13 protein-coding genes and 1 CRISPR repeat array are annotated in these 20,479 nt (G+C 34.8%); of the genes, 2 read left to right on the top strand and 11 right to left on the bottom strand.

Going from position 1 to position 20,479, the window contains the following annotated elements; translation table 11 throughout:
- Positions 1 to 83: 83 nt before the first annotated feature.
- From asnB to I567_RS07415, 7 genes are all read right to left on the bottom strand, one after another.
- Entirely contained in the window at positions 84 to 1,967 is a 1,884-nt protein-coding gene (asnB, locus tag I567_RS07445; protein WP_016251622.1) for an asparagine synthase (glutamine-hydrolyzing), read from the bottom strand.
- A gap of 168 nt (positions 1,968 to 2,135) precedes the next feature.
- Positions 2,136 to 4,808: an SF1B family DNA helicase RecD2 gene (gene recD2, locus I567_RS07440; protein ID WP_016251621.1), complete on the bottom strand. Its 2,673-nt coding sequence runs from the start codon at positions 4,806 to 4,808 to the stop codon at positions 2,136 to 2,138.
- Between the two features lie 10 nt (positions 4,809 to 4,818).
- A complete protein-coding gene (locus I567_RS07435; RefSeq protein ID WP_016251620.1) occupies positions 4,819 to 5,451 on the bottom strand; it encodes a histidine phosphatase family protein in 633 nt (210 codons plus the stop codon).
- A gap of 9 nt (positions 5,452 to 5,460) precedes the next feature.
- On the bottom strand, positions 5,461 to 5,967 hold the full coding sequence (gene trmL, locus I567_RS07430; protein WP_016251619.1) for a tRNA (uridine(34)/cytosine(34)/5-carboxymethylaminomethyluridine(34)-2'-O)-methyltransferase TrmL: 507 nt from the start codon (positions 5,965 to 5,967) through the stop codon (positions 5,461 to 5,463).
- 818 nt (positions 5,968 to 6,785) lie between these two features.
- On the bottom strand, positions 6,786 to 7,634 hold the full coding sequence (locus I567_RS07425) for a methyltransferase domain-containing protein (protein ID WP_016251618.1): 849 nt from the start codon (positions 7,632 to 7,634) through the stop codon (positions 6,786 to 6,788).
- Positions 7,635 to 7,827: 193 nt separating this feature from the next.
- Positions 7,828 to 8,343: a GNAT family N-acetyltransferase gene (locus I567_RS07420; protein WP_231940224.1), complete on the bottom strand. Its 516-nt coding sequence runs from the start codon at positions 8,341 to 8,343 to the stop codon at positions 7,828 to 7,830.
- Positions 8,340 to 8,804, bottom strand: a complete 465-nt coding sequence (locus I567_RS07415) for a MarR family winged helix-turn-helix transcriptional regulator (RefSeq protein ID WP_016251616.1) — start codon at positions 8,802 to 8,804, stop codon at positions 8,340 to 8,342. Before I567_RS07415 ends, I567_RS07420 begins: the two co-directional genes overlap by 4 nt.
- A 160-nt stretch (positions 8,805 to 8,964) precedes the next feature.
- Between I567_RS07415 and I567_RS07410 the strand changes: the two genes are divergently transcribed.
- The gene (locus tag I567_RS07410) at positions 8,965 to 9,615 is read left to right on the top strand and encodes a copper homeostasis protein CutC (protein ID WP_016251615.1); all 651 of its coding nucleotides are present in this window, start codon (positions 8,965 to 8,967) and stop codon (positions 9,613 to 9,615) included.
- Between the two features lie 145 nt (positions 9,616 to 9,760).
- The gene (locus tag I567_RS07405; RefSeq protein ID WP_016251614.1) at positions 9,761 to 10,042 is read left to right on the top strand and encodes a hypothetical protein; all 282 of its coding nucleotides are present in this window, start codon (positions 9,761 to 9,763) and stop codon (positions 10,040 to 10,042) included.
- Between the two features lie 615 nt (positions 10,043 to 10,657).
- Positions 10,658 to 13,997: a CRISPR direct-repeat array (repeat unit 36 nt; unit sequence GTTTTACTGATACCACATCATTAAGAGTACAAAAAC).
- An 85-nt stretch (positions 13,998 to 14,082) separates the two neighbouring features.
- Here I567_RS07405 and csn2-St read toward each other — a convergent pair.
- From csn2-St to cas9, 4 genes are all read right to left on the bottom strand, one after another.
- Positions 14,083 to 15,126, bottom strand: a complete 1,044-nt coding sequence (csn2-St, locus tag I567_RS07400) for a CRISPR-associated protein Csn2-St (RefSeq protein WP_016251612.1) — start codon at positions 15,124 to 15,126, stop codon at positions 14,083 to 14,085.
- The gene (gene cas2 / locus I567_RS07395) at positions 15,126 to 15,449 is read right to left on the bottom strand and encodes a CRISPR-associated endonuclease Cas2 (protein WP_016251611.1); all 324 of its coding nucleotides are present in this window, start codon (positions 15,447 to 15,449) and stop codon (positions 15,126 to 15,128) included. The genes csn2-St and cas2 overlap by 1 nt, the downstream gene beginning before the upstream one ends.
- A gap of 2 nt (positions 15,450 to 15,451) precedes the next feature.
- On the bottom strand, positions 15,452 to 16,357 hold the full coding sequence (gene cas1, locus I567_RS07390; RefSeq protein WP_016251610.1) for a type II CRISPR-associated endonuclease Cas1: 906 nt from the start codon (positions 16,355 to 16,357) through the stop codon (positions 15,452 to 15,454).
- Between the two features lie 131 nt (positions 16,358 to 16,488).
- On the bottom strand, positions 16,489 to 19,893 hold the full coding sequence (gene cas9, locus I567_RS07385; protein WP_016251609.1) for a type II CRISPR RNA-guided endonuclease Cas9: 3,405 nt from the start codon (positions 19,891 to 19,893) through the stop codon (positions 16,489 to 16,491).
- Between the last annotated feature and the right edge of the window lie 586 nt (positions 19,894 to 20,479).

The raw sequence follows: 20,479 nt of genomic DNA, 5'->3' as shown, positions 1-20,479 counted from the left end.
AACAAGTAAGTGAACTGTCGCTTACTTGTTTTTTTGCACTTAAAAAGCCCGACTACCTTGAAATAGATAATCGAGCTTTGAATTTAGGCAATTTTTTCTACTGCTGGTTTGCTACCATCTTGAATGAAGTACACTTTATACCAAGTTAAGAAAGTGAAAATAGTCCAAATCTTACGGCGTTCATCCACTTTTCCTGCAAAGTTATCATCTAATAAACGTAAAATTGCCTCTTGATTAAAGAATTCTTCTACAAAATCTGCACTAAATAATTCACGTACATGTTTGTAATATTTTTCTTCACGTAACCAGTCTTTAATTGGTACAGGGAAACCAATTTTTTCGCGATTATACCACTCTTCTGGTAAATGGCGACTCGCTGCTTGGCGGAAAGCAAATTTCGTATTTTCTTCATTAATCAAATATTTAGATGGCACTTTTTCAGCTGTACGCATTACTTCTATATCAAGTAATGGTACTCGTAATTCTAAAGAGTGTGCCATGGACATCTTATCTGCTTTTAATAAGATATCTTTTGGCATCCATTGGTGAATATCTAAATACTGCATCTTTCTGATTTCACTACGATCAACCACTCGACGATAATTTTCATCGACAATTTGTTTCACAGTTGGGCTCTTTTGATACTTAGGTTGAAGATAACGAGTAGTTTCGGCTTCTTCAAAGACCTTCGCTTGCCCAATAAAGAATTCTTCAGCTGGCGCAAGGTTGGTATACATGTGGAAGCTACCATGGAAGTGTTTGTTCTTCAACTTACTTGCGATAAAGTATCGAGCACGTTTTGGCAATTTCTTCAAGCCATTGGTGAAAACACGAATAGCTTTGGAGCGAGTGAAAAATCCGTAATTGACATACCCGGCAAATAATTCATCGGCACCTTCCCCACTTAAAACGACGCGCACATCACGACTTGCTAACTCTGCTAAGAAATACAAAGGTACACAAGAAGGATTAGAATCTGGTTCATCTAAGTGATATTGGATAATTGGGAACATTTCAAAGGCTTCTTCCCCTTTAATCACAGTTGAGGTATTATTTAAGCCAATCATATCGGTTAATTGACGCGCTTGAACAGATTCATTGTAGCTTTCATCGCCAAACCCAATTGAATAAGAATGTTCTGGGCGTAAAACACTAGTTACATAACTTGAGTCTACCCCACTAGAAAGGAAAGACCCCACTTCAACATCAGCGATTTGATGTGCTTCAATAGATTTAACGACAGTATCGTCAATCAAATCCACCGTCTGCTCTAAAGTCATATCTTGTTCATTGTCTGCTACATCCCAATATTGTTCGATTTTTAATTCACCTTGATGGTAAGTGAAGTAATGACCTTCTTTAATACGGAAAACTCCTTTAAAGAAAGTTTCATCTAAAGCAGAATATTGGAAAGTCATGTAAGGTTTTAAGGCTTCTTTATTCAATTCTTTGACGAAATCAGGATGTTTTAAAAAGCTCTTAATTTCTGAACCATACATAAACGTGCCATTCATTTGCGCATAATAAAATGGTTTAATACCAAAATGATCGCGAGCACCAAATAAAGTTTGGGTTTTCGTATCCCAAATGACAAAGGCAAACATCCCACGAACTTTTTGTAATAACTCCGCACCCCATTCTTCATAGCCATGCAGTAACACTTCTGTATCAGCATGGGTTTTAAAGATATGCCCTGCTTTTTTTAGTTCTTCACGTAAAATACGATGGTTATAGATTTCACCATTGAAGGTAATTACTTTAGTCCCGTCTTCATTATAAATTGGTTGACTACCACCTTCTAAGTCAATGATACTTAAACGACGAAATCCAAGTGCCGCGCCTTCATCGACGTGTTCCCCACTACTATTAGGACCACGGTGAATAATTGTATCCATCATCGCATTGACAATTCGTTTCTTTTCTTGTAAATCGGATTGTTGGTTAATAAACCCTACGATACCACACATATGAATAATCCTTCTTTCATCTATTTCAAAAAGTTATTAACTAAAATTTTCAATCGACTTCAAGTATAGCATAGATTCTAGCACGTTTCATTAATTTTTCATCGACTTTAGAAAAAATAAGAAAAAGAAATACACACCTTCAACCAAGAAAATGTGTATCTCTCAAGCTTATTTCATAAAATCATACGGACTAATGTTTTCCATTCCTATCATGGGATCAATTTGTCCATTTTGAATGACTGCAGCAGTTAAATATTCAGGTAATGCGGCTTGCTCTTTTACCATTGCAACTTCATCCGGGCTACTTTCAGCTAAATCTGGTATTTTTTCTTCAACAATGACATCTTTGGGCGCATCAGCCACTGTCGCATAATCAATCCCTTGTGACTCTTCCACAGCAAATAAGTCCATCACTTCACTGGCTGATTCTTTGACTTTAATGATTGGCTCACTGGCTGGAGATTGAAAAAGTCGTTCTGGTGCTCCTTGCTTTTCAGTTGTTTGCTCTTTAGCTGTACGGAGCGGCTTACTTTCGACTTCTGCATGAGCATCATCGCTATACATCGCATCCTCATATTGTTGCACTTTCAAATACATCATATCTGTCATCTGATCGTGCTCTAAAATCCGCTTGGCCAAAGTCGTCTGGCGGTTAGCAGATACATGGGTTACACAAGTTTGAAAGGCCTCTACTTCGCCTAGTAAAATCAAACGCTCTTTACTTCGTGTCACCGCTGTATACAATAAATTTCGCTGCAACATCCGCGAATATTGGCGCACCATTGGTAAAATCACCATATTAAACTCACTACCCTGGGACTTATGAATCGAACAACAATAAGCCAGCGTAATCTGATTCCATTCATTACGCGGATAAGTCACTTCATTACTATCAAAAGCAATCACCAACTCATCCATCTTACTTTCGGCATATTTTGCTTCAATAATCCCGACAATAATCCCCATATCGCCATTAAAAACATTAAGTTCCGCGGAATTCACCAACTGTAAGACTTTATCCCCAATCCGGTAACTTACCTCATTAAACTGCACTTCTTTTTTCCCAGGAGTTAATGGATTAAAGATTTCTTGCATCATTTGATTTAAAGCATCTATTCCGGCCGTTCCGCGATACATCGGTGCTAGCACTTGAATATCTTGAGAGGTAAAGCCTTTTTCCTTCGCTTTTTGGACAATTTGCGAAATGACCCCTTCAATTTGACTCGCTTGACAAGGAATAAAGCTACGGTCTGGCTGTTTTGCGACAAAATTCTGTGGTAGGCGTCCTTCTTTGATTTCGTGGGCTAAAGGAATAATGCTCGAGTCCTCTCCTTGGCGATAAATCTCGGTTAATTCAGCTTGAGGAATCGCTGGTACACTCAATAAATCGTGCAATACTTGGCCCGGTCCCACCGATGGCAATTGATCTTTATCCCCGACCAAAATCACTTGCATATTTTCATTAATCGACTTAAAGAGCATATTGGCTAGCCACGTATCGACCATCGACATTTCATCGACAATCAAAAGGCCGCCTTCTAACTCATTGACTTCCACTAAAGGTTTGCGCTCTTTCCCGTTAAGACCAAGCAAGCGATGAATCGTCCCACTAGGCAGGCCAGTTGTTTCATTCATCCGTTTGGCAGCTCGTCCGGTCGGGGCCGCTAATAGAATCGGAAAAGTCGTCTCCGTATACTTATGAACGGCTAAATCAAGCTCATTTAATTCCGCAAAAAGCTGCACAATCCCATTCACCACGGTGGTCTTTCCTGTCCCTGGACCGCCCGTTAAAATAAATAAAGGAGAAGTGATTGCTGCATGAATCGCCGCTATTTGAGAAGCACCATAAGAAATACCCAGACGTTTTTCAACTTTTCGCAAGGCTTTTTCAATTTTTTCTTTAGGATAATTGATTTCTTTTTTACGATTCAACAAATGATTAATTGAGGTACTAATCCCATATTCCGAGAAGAACAAACTATTTTCATACAAATTCATCCCGTCTTGTTGGATAGCGCCTTCTTGCGTCATCTCCATAATCACATCAGCTAAATCATTGGGCATAATCTCGACTGGACGGCTTTCTTCTAACAAACGAATAGTTGATTCCAATAACTCCTGGGCCGTCACATAAGTATTGCCATTTTCGATACAAGACTGAAAAAGCTGATGAATCACGGCCGCTCGCAAACGTTCTTTACTATCATCGGCTATCCCGAGTTGACTTGCTAGATAGTCGGCACGCTTAAAGCCAATCCCATCAATATCTTCAACTAGTTGATAAGGATTGGTTTCAATAACTTCAAGTGCTTGATTTTGATATTTTTGATAAATCGCAAAGGAAAGCTGACTCCCAAAGCCATACTTGGTTAAGCCCACAATCACTTTATCCATTCCATGATTTTGGGCAACGACATCGGCAACCATTTTTTGTTTGGCTTCCGTTAGACCACTCACTTGGGCTAAACAATCCGGATCTTGAATAATCGTCTCAATCGCGTCTTCACCTAAAGCATCGACAATATTTGCCGCTAACTTCTTCCCAATTCCTGGAAAACGATCACTGGAAAAATACGCAATCAAGCCATTTTGTGAAGTGGGCTGACTTTGTGAATAACTCTGAGACTGAAACTGTAACCCATATCGTGGATGCGTCACTAAAGTACCCTTGAATTCATAGCTTTCCCCTTCTTGGATTTGGCCAAAAGTACCTGTCACGACGATTTCTTTTTCCGCAAAATCAAAGTCTTTCTCCTGAATTTTTACGAGCAAAACTTTGAAAAAATTACGCGGATTCTCAAAAAAAGTTGCTACAATAGTCCCGACTAATTGGTTATCCACTGTCCTCACCTCACTTTTCAGCTAAAAAATTCGTTTCATTCCATACCTTTAATTGATAAGGGAGTTCGCCTGTTTGTGTCTCTAAAATGGTTAAACTGCTATTTTTCAAGCTCCCTAATTCGCGTAATTCACTCAACGGTTTGCCTATCAACCAAGGAATACTTGCCGCAAACGAAGCCCCATGACCGACAAACAGTACCGGTCCTTCATCTAGGTGGGCTTTTGCTGCCGTTGTGACCACATTTTCAATCCGTCTTAATAAATGTCCGATTGGCTCTCCATTAAAAGGCGTGGGATCGTATTTATCCAGTCGTTTACGCATTTGACTCGCTTCTGGGTACTCTTGATTCACCTCAGTAAATAAGCGACCCTCTAAGCTACCAAAGCCCATTTCCCGCAAATCATCCGTTTCAATAATCGGCACATTTGTCTTAAGATGTTTGGCAATCTCTTTGGCCGTTGTTAACGCACGAGGCGCACTCGAAGCATAAATCGCCGCAAATGGTACGTCTTTCAAATACTCTCCTAATTTTTGAATCTCAGCGTAACTTTCTGGTAAAAGTGGTGAATCCCCTTCTCTACCTTGAAAGCGACCTTCTAAATTCCATTCTGTACGTCCATGTCTTGTGAAATATAATTGCATACTGACCCTCTAATCTAATTTATCATTTTCATAGTGATGACTTAATTCTAATCCTGGAAAAGCTTGTTGGCGCAATGCTTCATAGATGATTAACGCCGCCGTATTAGATAAATTCAAGGACCGCACATGGGTATCATTCATCGGGATACGCAAACACTTCTCTTCATTTTCACGCATAAAACTTTCCGGCAAGCCCTTGGTTTCTTTTCCAAACATAAAGTAGTGATCCGCACCATCATTAAAGTTCACCTCACTATATACTTTATTCGCAAACTTAGTAATCAAGTGCAAATGCGCCTCACTTGGTAAAGCCTTTAAAAATGCTTCTAAATTCTCATGATAGGTAATGTCTACACTATGCCAATAATCCAAACCAGCACGCTTTAAATGCTTATCATCCGTGCTAAATCCCAGCGGTTCGATTAAATGCAACGGGGTATTCGTCGCCGCACACGTTCTAGCAATATTCCCGGTATTGGCCGGAATCTCTGGTTCAAACAATACAATATGATTCACTTTATCTCTGACCTTTCTCAATCTATCTTATCTATTATTTATATAACTTCTCAGCGATAGGTAAGCACACAAATTTTTTCGAGGCTTCCCAAGCTGCTTTGCTACCTTCTTGACGGTGCAAATCGACTATTCCTTCGACGTAAGACATTCTCGTCTGGGAAAGTCTTTACTTCTCGGACTTTCCCCACGTTCTGGACAGACCTTATCCGCTCGTAGCTGATCAAGTCGCCTCACATCCTTGGGTACACGGCGTTCAGCAGCTAGACATTGTGAAATTCGCCCTACCGCTTGAGAAAATCTCCTTTCATCCGATTTTCTCAGCGGTAGGTAAGCACACGAATTTCTTCATGTCTGAGCAAGCTGCTTCACGACCTAAAAAAAAAACGTAACCCACTCGGTGTCTGGCACTGCGAGAGGCTACGTTAGTGAAGTATTTTTCACTAACTTTTATCAGAACAGGATACTGATAAAAACCAATGAAAAGCAACTTGTGTATACTATATCACTCTCACTACTTCTTGGCAATAGAAAATTCAAAAAAACTTCAAACTTATCAAATATTTTTTCAAAAACAGCTTCAAACCCCTAAAAAAATTAGGTAAAACCTACAAAAAATGTAGAAATCGTAAAAAATGACCATTTTAACAGCTGCTTCTTTAGCGTTAAATTGTACTATTTTTCAGTGTAATTCAAACAATTTAAAATAGCAAATTTTGCTTTATTTTGTGTTCCCTTTTTCGTGATTCTTCCAAAAATTTCACAAATTTTGTTTACTTATATTTTTTGAAAACAGACGATTCTTCTACTAGCAAAATTAGCTAGCTTTTTTGCCTCATCGCAACTAAGAGGTCTATCGTAATTTTTTCAAGGGGTGCTTGTTGTAAGGCCTGCTTGATAACTGGGTCTACTTGCCATTCCAAAGGCGACATTTCCAATAAAGATAATCGCAATGCTTCTGGAATATCAAAAGTATACTGTACCTTTTCAAATGTCGTATCAGGATAGGCTTGCAATAATTTTTCGACCACCGCTTTATTGGAATAGTGCTGTTTACGCGCATCATCAGGATAAAAAGCTTGCCGCAACTCTTTTAGATAATGCTCACCAGGAATCACCTTTAACAACTTCCCACCAGGAGATAGGATACGGTCGAACTCGCGATAATTCGAGGGCGAGAAAATATTTAACAACACATCAAAAGACTGATCAGCAAAAGGCAAATTCGTCAAGTCTGCCACACACCAAAACGCTTGATCAAATTGCGTGTGATTACTTGCCTGATAAATCCCTTCTTTGGCAATATCAAATCCCACCGTCAAAGCAGGTGTCACTTTTTGCGTCAATTGGGCCAAGAAACTACCCTCACCGCAGCCAATATCCAGCACTTTTGCTTGATCGAGATATTTCGCCAAGACCTCAAGCAATGGATCATACATGCCACCTTGAATCATACGCGCGCGATGGGTAAAAAGCTTGGCATCATAATCACTCTTTAGCTGCGACTTCAAAAAATAGAGCGTTCCTTTTTTAGAAAGATCAAAGCGATGATGATGAGCACAAACTAGCCCACTTTCTGTCGCTTGCATTTTTTCATGACAAATCGGACAAGCAAACACCTGTGCATGGGCCTCTAGAAAAAGTTTCGCGCGATCAATTTTCTTTAACATTTTTTATTTCCTTTCCAAATTTCAAGATACGACTTTCAGCGCACATTTGCCGTATTTAAGCAAATTTTCTTGAAAACCTACCTTCCAACTATACCACACTGCCAAAGCCTCTAGCAATGTCCCCCAAGTATTTTCACCTATCTTTGCATGAAAAAAGCCTATCATTGACTTCAATCAAGATAAGCTGTTCAATTTATAATTCAAGCTGATAAATATAGTCGGTTTGCGGATCATCTCCCATCCAAAACGTGTGAGCATCAATCTTATGGAAGCCATGACCTTGATAAAATTTTAACGCTTTTTCATTATGCTCCCAAACACCTAGCCAAACTTTTTGCTTGCCAAACTTTCTCGCTTGATTTAGAGCAAAAGCAAATAGCTCTTTTCCACAACCTTGACCTTGGAAAGCTTGTTTGATATAAATCCGTTCCACTTCCAAGCTGTCCTCTTGCTGATATTCCGTTTGCGCTTCCGCTAAATTTAGCTTTAAAAAACCAGCAATTTCGCCTTCTTTTTCCAGAAAATAAAAGTATGAATGTGGCTGTTCAAACTCTGCTGTTAGCTTTTCCACGGTTAAATTTTGATCTAAATAATCTTGTAAATCTTTTGGCGTATTTACCGCAGCAAAAGTCTCAATAAATGTTTGCCGACTAACCTCACATAACACATCAATTTCTGAACTTTTTACTTCACGAATCAAAAAAATCACTCCTTTAAATAATCACGAATTTTACCAGACTTCACTTGGCGATATTCTTCAAAAATATTTTCATCTACTATCGATAATAATTCCTTTAACTGCAAAATTTGCTGTGGATTTAAACCTTGCAACGCCTTTTGCTCAGAATAATCATTTTCTTGTAAAATCAATTTTGCTAGCTTCTCTCCAGTTTTTGTCACTGTTAAAAACTTTCGATTCACTGATTTTTCGTCACTTTGCTTTTGAACTAGCCCTTGTTTAACGAGTTTATTCACCGCTCTTGAGGCCGTTGTCTTATCCACACATACCATTAGCGATAGTTCCTCTAAAATAATGCCTGGATGCTCAAAAATTCGCACCAAATATAAATACTGCCCACGATTTAATGCATTTTCTTTGAATTCGACATTTGCAATAGAATCCAAAGCACGCGCAATCCGACCAATGGAACGTAAAATTTCTGCTGACAAATTTTTCCCTCCTATGCTCTTTTTAGTGATTATACACTTTAGATGTTGCATTTGCAATATGCACTTGATTGATACTAGAAGATTAAACTTGATGAATCGATGCGAAAACCTGAAGAATATGTTAGAATACCCAAGGAAGAATTTAGAAAGGAAGAAAAACATGTCTACTTTAATTAAAGAATTTTGTGCAGAAAACTATACGGATATCCCCTTAGCCATTCACCGCGGGGCTAAACGTATCGAGCTTTGTGATAATTTAGCAGTTGGTGGTACGACGCCAAGTACCGGGGTCCTAGAAGAAGCAATTAGTTATTGTAATGAAAAGCAAGTCCCTGTGATGGTCATGATTCGCCCGCGCAAAGGACATTTTATCTATAATGATATCGACCTTAAAATCATGCATACTGACCTGATTGAAGCAAAAAAACTCGGTGTCGATGGCGTGGTCTTTGGCTGCCTGACTCCAAGTAACTGGATTGACGAAGAGGCGATGGAAGAACTCATTGAAGTCGCAGAAGGTTTGCAAATTACCTTCCACATGGCCTTTGACGAAATCCCAGCCGAACGCCAATTTGAAGCCATTGACTGGTTAGCAGAGCATGGTGTCCATCGTATCCTTACCCATGGTGGTCCAATGAGTGAATCTATCTCAGACACTCTCCCACGCTTAAAAGAATTGATTGACTACGCAGCTGATCGCATCACCATCTTACCAGGCGGACAAATCACTTACGAAAACGCCGAAGAAATCGCCCACCAACTCGGCATTCACGAACTCCACGGCACAAAAATCGTAAAACTCGCAGAATAACCCAACCAAACCAACCTCCCCAAAAATCACTCAGTTTAGGGAGGTTGGTTTACTATTTGCAGATAATTCATAGAAAACGCTCACACAACTTTAAAATAGACGATATAATTGTATAAGAAATGATAGTTACGAGTAGATTTTGCCAATGAATAAAGGGATGAATTTGCCTGAAAGATTGAAATTTTGTTTAGAGGCTACAATTTTCAAGAAAACTGATGAGGAGACGCTAGACATCCTTCGAAAACTTCAAACAGACAACACCATCGTTTCAATTGGAAAAATTCCGGTCCATGACTTTGCCACAGCAGCACTGATTTATTTAAATGTGATTAGCTATGACGAAAATTGCACTGAAAACACTGATTACCTTCTTGAAGTTTACACAGGATTTAAAAAAGATTATGAAAACGGCACCCTAAATTTATAGGGTGCCGTTTTTACAGAAAGAAATGTTCATCAATAGTTAGATAAGGGCTTGCTATATTCATTACATCATTCTCAAACAGAACTATATTGATTTACAGCTGTAGATTTAACTACAGAAATTTTTCAGATACTTAAATGAAAATTATTTTATTATTGCTTCATAATTATTTTGTGCCTTACTTTTATGAATACTTTTTGACAAAGAATTGTAATCCATCTTTTCTCTTTAACTATCCTTAGTAATGTAATAGTCCACCTACTACACTCAGAATCTATTCTTTCTTGCTACTTACTTCCTAATCCCACATTCCTTTACAATCACTCCAATAATAAAAATACAATTTACCTATTCTAAAAAGTAAATTTTATAAAGTCCTTTTACCGATACCAAATCACCAAGGTACAAAAACTTTGAGAATGATGTAAATCAATGCCGATTTCTAACTCAGTTAAACTATATAGATATGACAGTCAATAAATATAAATGCATCAAGAGAAAATTACGCATTTATGGATACGCATTGTACTTATTAAAGCCTTGATAATTGTAAACCTACTTTAAAAGTAAAATACCACGATCATAAAAATAAGACAAACAATTATTAGGTGTATATTTATTTAACAGTTACCAAATCATTAAGAGTAAAAATACCTATAGGCAATTGCTCGGTGTCACGTTATTGTTTTACTGATACCACATCATTAAGAGTACAAAAACAGGTGAGTGGATTGAAATTTAACACCGATTGTTTTACTGATACCACATCATCAAGAGTACAAAAACCGTAGTGCAAGTTGGATTGATGACGCTGTTGTTTTACTGATACCACATCATTAAGAGTACAAAAACTCATTTAGCGATGGTTTTGCTAAGAAAATTGTTTTACTGATACCACATCATTAAGAGTACAAAAACCCTGATATGAATTTACCGAATGAATTAATTGTTTTACTGATACCACATCATTAAGAGTACAAAAACCTTTGGCGTTTAATAATCCCCTTTCTAAAAGTTTTACTGATACCACATCATTAAGAGTACAAAAACAATGATGTTAATCACAAAATCCGCTTGCTTGTTTTACTGATACCACATCATTAAGAGTACAAAAACGCGATACTGATATTTTATATGTACGCGTCTTGTTTTACTGATACCACATCATTAAGAGTACAAAAACTAGTAATTGAGTATCTGTATCGCTTCTGTTGTTTTACTGATACCACATCATTAAGAGTACAAAAACGGAGGCAATGACTTAGGGGCAGTTCGAGCGGTTTTACTGATACCACATCATTAAGAGTACAAAAACGAAAATGTTGAGTTCTTCGTTACACATTCAGTTTTACTGATACCACATCATTAAGAGTACAAAAACCTAAATAGTTTACAATTACTTTTCCTTTTTGTTTTACTGATACCACATCATTAAGAGTACAAAAACGCAAATGAATGTTGCTTCCACACGTACTCAGTTTTACTGATACCACATCATTAAGAGTACAAAAACTCAAACTTTCTATTGTTATGTTTGATAGATGGTTTTACTGATACCACATCATTAAGAGTACAAAAACAAAACTCAAAAAGGTTGCTATACTCAAAGTGTTTTACTGATACCACATCATTAAGAGTACAAAAACACGAACGAGATATTCTTATGAATCTAGATTGTTTTACTGATACCACATCATTAAGAGTACAAAAACAGTACACTTTACCGATTGTTCGCCATTGTTGTTTTACTGATACCACATCATTAAGAGTACAAAAACTCATACCATTTCCGTTTGCGTCATCAGCGTGTTTTACTGATACCACATCATTAAGAGTACAAAAACCAACATTTCTTAAGATGTGCCATGTAATATGTTTTACTGATACCACATCATTAAGAGTACAAAAACTGCATATCAAAAAATTCTTTATAAGTTTCTGTTTTACTGATACCACATCATTAAGAGTACAAAAACGTATCACTCAAATGCTCGCTCTCTGCATAGGTTTTACTGATACCACATCATTAAGAGTACAAAAACCCATTAATTAAATGTGGTGGATCAAAAACAGTTTTACTGATACCACATCATTAAGAGTACAAAAACCACTAGTCAAGCGTTTAGCAAATGCGATTGGTTTTACTGATACCACATCATTAAGAGTACAAAAACACAACATTGGCAATGATATCCCCTTTCGGAGTTTTACTGATACCACATCATTAAGAGTACAAAAACGCTGCCCTACCTCATCAAGATTATCTCCAAGTTTTACTGATACCACATCATTAAGAGTACAAAAACCGATATGTTTATCTACTGTTTCCTTGTAGGGGTTTTACTGATACCACATCATTAAGAGTACAAAAACTGATAGTAGCTTGCATCGAGCGGCAAGAAAGTTTTACTGATACCACATCATTAAGAGTACAAAAACATAAAAAATCTACTTTAGACAATTTGCACGGTTTTACTGATACCACATCATTAAGAGTACAAAAACTGCTTATATCTGTGTCCGTTAATAATGGTAGTTTTACTGATACCACATCATTAAGAGTACAAAAACATAGTGTAGGCAAGGTAACTAGCAAGGTATGTTTTACTGATACCACATCATTAAGAGTACAAAAACCTAGCTTAACCATTGCTATTTCTATGAGATGTTTTACTGATACCACATCATTAAGAGTACAAAAACTGATGAAATAGAAAAAGCTGACAACGACAAGTTTTACTGATACCACATCATTAAGAGTACAAAAACAAACAGCTAACCACTCATCTAACGCAGCAAGTTTTACTGATACCACATCATTAAGAGTACAAAAACCGCTTCGACCATATCTGCTTCATCGACTTTGTTTTACTGATACCACATCATTAAGAGTACAAAAACGGCTATCAAAGTATAACCCGTACTTCTTGTGTTTTACTGATACCACATCATTAAGAGTACAAAAACGAACCTGCTCGACCTACTAACATAACGGGGGGTTTTACTGATACCACATCATTAAGAGTACAAAAACCGTGTAGTAGTTTTCTTCGCTGTCGTCATCGTTTTACTGATACCACATCATTAAGAGTACAAAAACTGGCGAGCAAAAAGATGAATGGCTTGCTCTGTTTTACTGATACCACATCATTAAGAGTACAAAAACTTACATCATACTTGTAAGGGTCAAGGCAAGGTTTTACTGATACCACATCATTAAGAGTACAAAAACTGGCGTTGGCATACTATTCCTCGAAAAAGAGTTTTACTGATACCACATCATTAAGAGTACAAAAACGCAATTCTGTCTTGATATGTTGAGTTGTCAGTTTTACTGATACCACATCATTAAGAGTACAAAAACCTATCGGTACAGCATTAGGTGCATTGAGCGGTTTTACTGATACCACATCATTAAGAGTACAAAAACCAATTACAAAAAATGGAATACTGAAGAAATGTTTTACTGATACCACATCATTAAGAGTACAAAAACTAGTATTCTAAATCTGATTTATTCATGTTTGTTTTACTGATACCACATCATTAAGAGTACAAAAACATACGCCTATCTCTTCATGTTCTATCATTTGTTTTACTGATACCACATCATTAAGAGTACAAAAACAATCTCTTTGGATTTCTTCTGGCCATATTTGTTTTACTGATACCACATCATTAAGAGTACAAAAACATAAAATCAGTAATTGCAACCAAAACCATGGTTTTACTGATACCACATCATTAAGAGTACAAAAACAAATCGACGAATTGAGGAAGTACCAGATCAGTTTTACTGATACCACATCATTAAGAGTACAAAAACACATTTGCTATTCAGAAGATTGACCGCTTTGTTTTACTGATACCACATCATTAAGAGTACAAAAACCCACACACACGTTTCAAAATTGGCGGAATTGTTTTACTGATACCACATCATTAAGAGTACAAAAACCTCAAATAATATTTTTTCAAAAAATATAGCTATTATTCGGTTATATACATTTGAATATTATCATATAATTTTCAGTAAATAAACACTATTTTGCTATACTTTCTAAATATATTTTCTCTAGTGGATCTAAAATATCATAAATGTATTCTTTTCGTTTTATTCCGTACACTATATAATTAAGTAAATTAATAAAAATATGTTGACGTGGGGATAAATCTTTATAATTATCACTGCCTAATATCGGAACAATTGAAAGAAGCATAGATATAAGTTCCTCATCAGAAAAATTTTTCTCTGATGGATAATTCCCTTCTATTAGATTTCTTATTACAGGATATGGAGGAAGTTGATCTATGTTGTCTTCATTCATAACAACAATTGATTCAATATCCTCATGTGAACAATCTGTAACAAATAATTGACTATCTATAATTATTACATGAAAATTATTATACTTAAGCATTAATTCTTTTAAGCGTTTCATTAACAATTCTTGCTCATTTTTCATGCAAAAAGTAGAAGGATAATATACATAAAGCCAGCATTGATTACTATTACCTTTTAAATATATATCTATCAAATTGCATAAATTAATAATTTGAACTGATAAATTTTGATACATTGGAAGTATGGGCTTGCCATTTTCATGAGTCTGACAGATAAACATGTTTTTTATGACTTCCTCAAATAAAATATTTTTTAACAAGAAGTCTATATTACTTATATTCTTTCTGAGTTCCTTATTAATAATTTCTTCCAAGGACATCAAATTATCTTCAAATTCTACCAAAATATCTTGTACGTTTTTATTTGAGGATAAGCTAGATAAAATTTCATTAATCAAAGAGTCTTTAGATTGAAAAATGTATTTATTAAAATCCTCTACTGAATCAATAAATATATGCTTACAATTTTTTGAGCATAAATCTTTGCCACCAAAATTTAAAACCATTTGAGTGGTTCCAAAATAATTTTCTGCTTCTTCCTTCATTGTTTTTCTCTGTACTGCTACTTGTAGACTATTATACAATTTATAATGATTATTGTGATCTTGCCCAGTAAAATATAAATAACCATTACATTCAAAATTTTCTTTCAGCCATCCAAAATCTAAAAATAAGTCAGACATTAAATCACCACCAATTTATTTTTCCCAACAATAATTTCTTGAGCACTTCGATGTCCTACCAAGATTTGCATATCTTCAAACTGCTTTTCACTAACATAAAGAAGACGAATTTCACCGCCCTCTGGAATTGATTTTTTTAAAATAGTTTCATATTTCTTTCCAATTGAGCGATTAGGAACAACTCTATAATAGACTGAGTACTGCAGCATGTGAAAGCCATTTGAAATTAATGATTTTCTGAATTCTCTATATTCCTTCTGTTCTTTTTTCGTTTCAACTGGTAAATCAAATAAGCAAAGTATTCTCATCTGTTGATACCTCATTTTTAAGCTCCTATAAAATTGTCTATATCTATTTCAACCAAATACTTCATATCTTTATTCTGCATTGATTTTACAAAACTATTGACATATTTCTTCATTGATTCATCAATTGTACTCTTTTGATTATTAACATAAATAGGTTGATTAATAAAATCTATTATCATCGTTCTTACTTCATAACTCATAAAATTATATTTACCGAATATTGTTAAATCCAACCAGTAATCCATTAAGGGCCGATAAGGTTCCATTAAATCATCTACTAGATTAAACGCATTATACTCATTCGAATGAAAAATACCCAAAACGGGCATAAAACCCTGTCCGACTATAATTCTTGCCATTAATGCTCGAATAATAGAATATCCATAATTCATTGCAGCATTCTCTAATATTGGAAGATCCCTTGTGAATTCTTTTCCATACAACGAATTGAAATAAAGTTTTGCTACATGTCCTTCTCTATTCGTTTTATCATTAGGCTGAGTATCAAGAATAAAATTTTGCATTGCAATCACTCTTGAAGAATCGATATTTTTGTATTTTGCATACTTCATTTGATTTTTCATTTTTTGAACAACTACGCTCCTCCATGCTAGCGCTTTCATTTCGTGAGTCCATAATACCTGTTCGCAAGCTCTCTTGGCGGATCGATGATAATTAGCATATGATAAATACATACCTGTAGGCAAATATGAGTCATCACAAATGACAACTACAATATTATACTTACTGAATTCCGATAATAAACTTGTTGTAACAGAGGTTTTCCCCTCTAAAATAATCATTTGAATATCTTCTAATGGCACATATATTTTTTCCGTCACTTTAATTATTTCGAGCTGATTCCATTTCAAACGCATTGAATCGCATTGTTTAATATACACTGTCTGCCACGCATTACTCATATCTATCACCCACTTTATATTAATAAAAAAACCCGCCATACAATGATGACGGGAAACTCGACATAAAGTCTTATTTTTGTAGATTCTTAATGATTTGGTATCAGTGTAAGGCGTCCCTTACATTGATTATTCTACTCCGTCTTATTAGAGTTGTCAATAATATTTTTGGGATTTTGTGATTCTTTTAAAATATAATATGGATTGCCTAGTTCGTCAGTATTTACTTTGTAAACGATATTATCTTCTCTAGTAAATTTTTTTATTATTCTTCCTTCACTGGTAGTCTTTGAAAACACTGGAAGAAGCGTCAAACTATTATAAGATTCTTGAAATAATGGTTTAAATTCAACATAGTTTAGCACTGAAGGTAGTGTTCTAGAATTAAATCTTAACTCGATTTCCTCGTTTTTATTTGGATCAATGATTTTAACCCTATCATTTTTATAAAGTGAAAAACAAAATTCTGATTCACTAGGAATTTTTTCTCTTAATTTTATTTTTTCGTACACATTCTTCGGTATTCCATACTTGCCATCAATATACCTCAAATCAGAATACTTTATTCCCATAATATGATATGAATTTTGAGAACGATTATAGTAAACATCTGTTCGCCAAGGCGATATATTAGTAAGATATACTTTTTTATCAATTGATTGTTTTGGAGTAATATCTATATATATTTTAGGTAAGTTCTCATTATAATATTTCATATTTTTTATAATTGGACCGTTATTTTTCTTGCTATACTTTCGAATATATCCATATTTACGACGATAAATTTCAAAAGGGCTTACTGCTCTTTGTTTCACCTTTCCCTCAGAATCGATATATTCCTCTTTGTCAGGATATTGAGAAATTATATCTTCTAAAATTTCAAAACTCTTATGATCCAAATGATACATTAAAAATTTTTCCTTATCTTTCTTATAGATATTCTTAAATTTACTATATCCAGCATCAGAATAAATATCATTAATTGTCCCTAAGGAATATTCTTTTTCTTTCTTATCCTTACTCAATTTCTTTTTTCGAGATGAGTAAATCATTGCATCGCTGATTTTACGGTTCATTTTTTTATCAACTTCAAAATTAATTTTTAGATTTTCTTGCATTTGAGTTAGATAATCTAAAAATTGTGGACAAGGTAGTTGATAATAACTTTCTTTAAATTCATCATTTGTAGTTATTTCATTTAATTCAAAATCAGTTTGTGCTTCAGTCATTTTACGCGGATATATCGTTTTCCCTGAGCGCCAAATTTTCAAGAAAGGAGTTACACCAATTAAAGCAGCATCAACTGCATGATGATGATAGGTATCCCTTGATTTATTTAATTGCCATGCACGTCTTAGTTGCGAAGTGAATTTCCCACGAATTACGGCCACCTTAGTATCAGCTTTCTTGGATGCAAAAAATTGTGTCAATTCATTAAATACAACTCTTGAAGCATATCTAGTATCTACCAAGTTACGTGCAATAAATTTTTTACGAGTATCTAGATCAGACAACAATTCTTTTGACAGTAAATTCTTACGTTTAACATCACTAATTCGTTTATTCGCATTAACACTAGCTCTAAACTCATCAAAATTACTATAACGCCCTAAATGACTTGATTTATTACTAAAATATTCAAACGGCGTTTTCTTCTCTTTTTCAAATCGGTTAAAATGACTAGAACATAAGACTTTATTATTTATACTGTCATCAAATGATACCGAAATTGGAATAATGTGATCAATATCGTAATTTGCTTCATTTTTACATAAATCCTCTGCTAATATTGGTTCACCTGTATATAAGCATTTTCCTTCTTGTTGATACCATAAACGAATCTTTAATGCGCGATTTTTCCCTTTTCTTAAAAAATCAATTAATCCATTTTCTGATAAATTTGCTTCTTTTCTGAATGCTTCTAATGATGTATCTTTTTCAACAAGATTTTCTTTTTGCATCTTCTTAATTAATTTTCTTGCATCTTCGGGATTATCTTCTCGCGGTAATTCAATAACAACATCTGAAATATTTGGGTATTTTTTATAAAGTTCATTAAAGATTTTCAAACATTTTTTAATTGATTTTCGCACTACTGGATTATAAATATTTTCAGTTACATTTTTAATATCAATTTTATCAATGTTTGAGTAATCATTCTTACTATCTTCCAGTAATCCCATCCTTGTTAGAATAGTCATTTGTTCATTATAACCATTTAATAATTCAGGTATTAAGACATTCATTGTTTTAATTGAAAAACGATGCCATTTTTGTGATGTTGAAATAGCAAAAATTTTAGGATCTTCAAGTAAATCATCAACAATTTGATTAGTGATAAAATCATATTTAGGTACCACTTTTTCAGAAATACGATTTCTAATTTCACCAATTTCAGTATTTAAATTGAAAATGAAAGCTAACTCATCAAAGCATTCTGTTGGCCATTCATTTATATCGATTCCTTTATTTAGCATATGTTTTCGAACTTTTCGATATACTTCTAATGTATGAAAATCAGGTTTATCATCTTTTTTGGTACGGAATCCTGAAATTTCTTCCTTCTTCACATTTACTTTTTTAGCAATAACATTTAGCATCTGTACTGTTTTTTCTGTAGTAAGTAATTCAGATAAAATATCTTGTTTTTGTTCGGGAGTTAATCTTTCCGATCCATTATACCGAATATTCGTTAAATCGTTTAATAAATTATAAACCTGTGCAGTCAAGGAGTTTGCTGGTGCACGTAGCTCATCTGGATTAACACTATCTTTACCAATAAGGATTTCGAAAATATTTTCTAACGTTTCACCATTTGTACGATAGATTCCATAATCAGTTCTAGATTTTTCATTACCCGGACCAATATAATAAGCTCGTTTACGACTAATAATTTTGACAATATTTTCGATTAAATCATCAGTAATTTCAGGATAATACTGTTTTTGGCAAGTTAAGATTCTTTTTGCTTCATCAACATAAGCACTATTAGGAAATACATTTAAAAAATACTCTGGCTGTTCATCATATTCAACATAATTGGTGACTGTACCTCTAACTTTACCGTATTTTAACAAACGTTCATATTGTATCTCACCAGGTGTCTTATTCTTTAGTGCTTCTTGATTTTTCGCAATTTTCCCCTTAAAATCAGTAACATTCTCGTCTACAACATCATCTAATGAATAACTTATACCTCTACGTTTTGCAATATGTAGCACCGCAATCGCAATCTCATCTCTACTCAATTGATGCTCTAGTCCTCTAACACGAATTTCATAAGGATTTTTATTAGGAGATGGGATAAAGCCGTTTTTTTTCAGTAATTTTTTCAAATCATTTAAGCGATTGACTCGTCTTCTTCTCAAACGTCTTGATTGACGAGACTCACGACGTTCAACATTCTTTTGTGCAACTGCTGCGGGAAAAATACTTACACCGCTTTCTAAAATTTGTTTCGTTTTAGAATTAATAACAGCATAACCAACAGATCCCACGCCAATATCAAACCCAATCGAAACGCTTTCTATATATTTCATAAACCATTCACATTCCCTTCTATGTTCATATTTTATATAAATTAATAATACTTCTAATATTATGCTAAATCAATAGAAAAGTGAAAGGTAATACAACAATTATTACATTAAACAAAAACAAGTAATACGTTTTCTGACAATGTATTAGATATCCCTGCACCTTTTGCCCAATCAGAAACTGAGAGCGCAACCAAGGCATGACTTCAGTATCGTTGATTAAACTTTTAATTTTATCTAGTGTTTCCGGACTCGTATCGTTTCTTAAATAAGCATCGCGGCAAAATTTAGCTTTAGCAACACTTGGCATGATTGCTATCTCATTTCGTTTTTCATAGCTTTATTATACCTAAATTTCAATCGTTTTCGTGGATTTTCGTAAAAAAGTGTGCTACTATACTTTTGAGAAATGCACAGGCAGAATAAGCCTTGATTGTTCCATTAGGTGACGCATCCCTCTTTTTTATTACCAAAAATAATTAAATAAGCATATCACACTCGAAATGATTTGTTTTCTTTCGAGTTTTTTTATGCACCCAAGCACGCCTGACAGCATCTTCTATCCTCCCTTTATATACATTTCCATCTC

The sequence above is a fragment of the Enterococcus cecorum DSM 20682 = ATCC 43198 genome (genome assembly GCF_000407565.1).
GTDB lineage: Bacteria > Bacillota > Bacilli > Lactobacillales > Enterococcaceae > Enterococcus_E > Enterococcus_E cecorum.
This window is presented reverse-complemented; position numbering and strand designations above follow the sequence as displayed.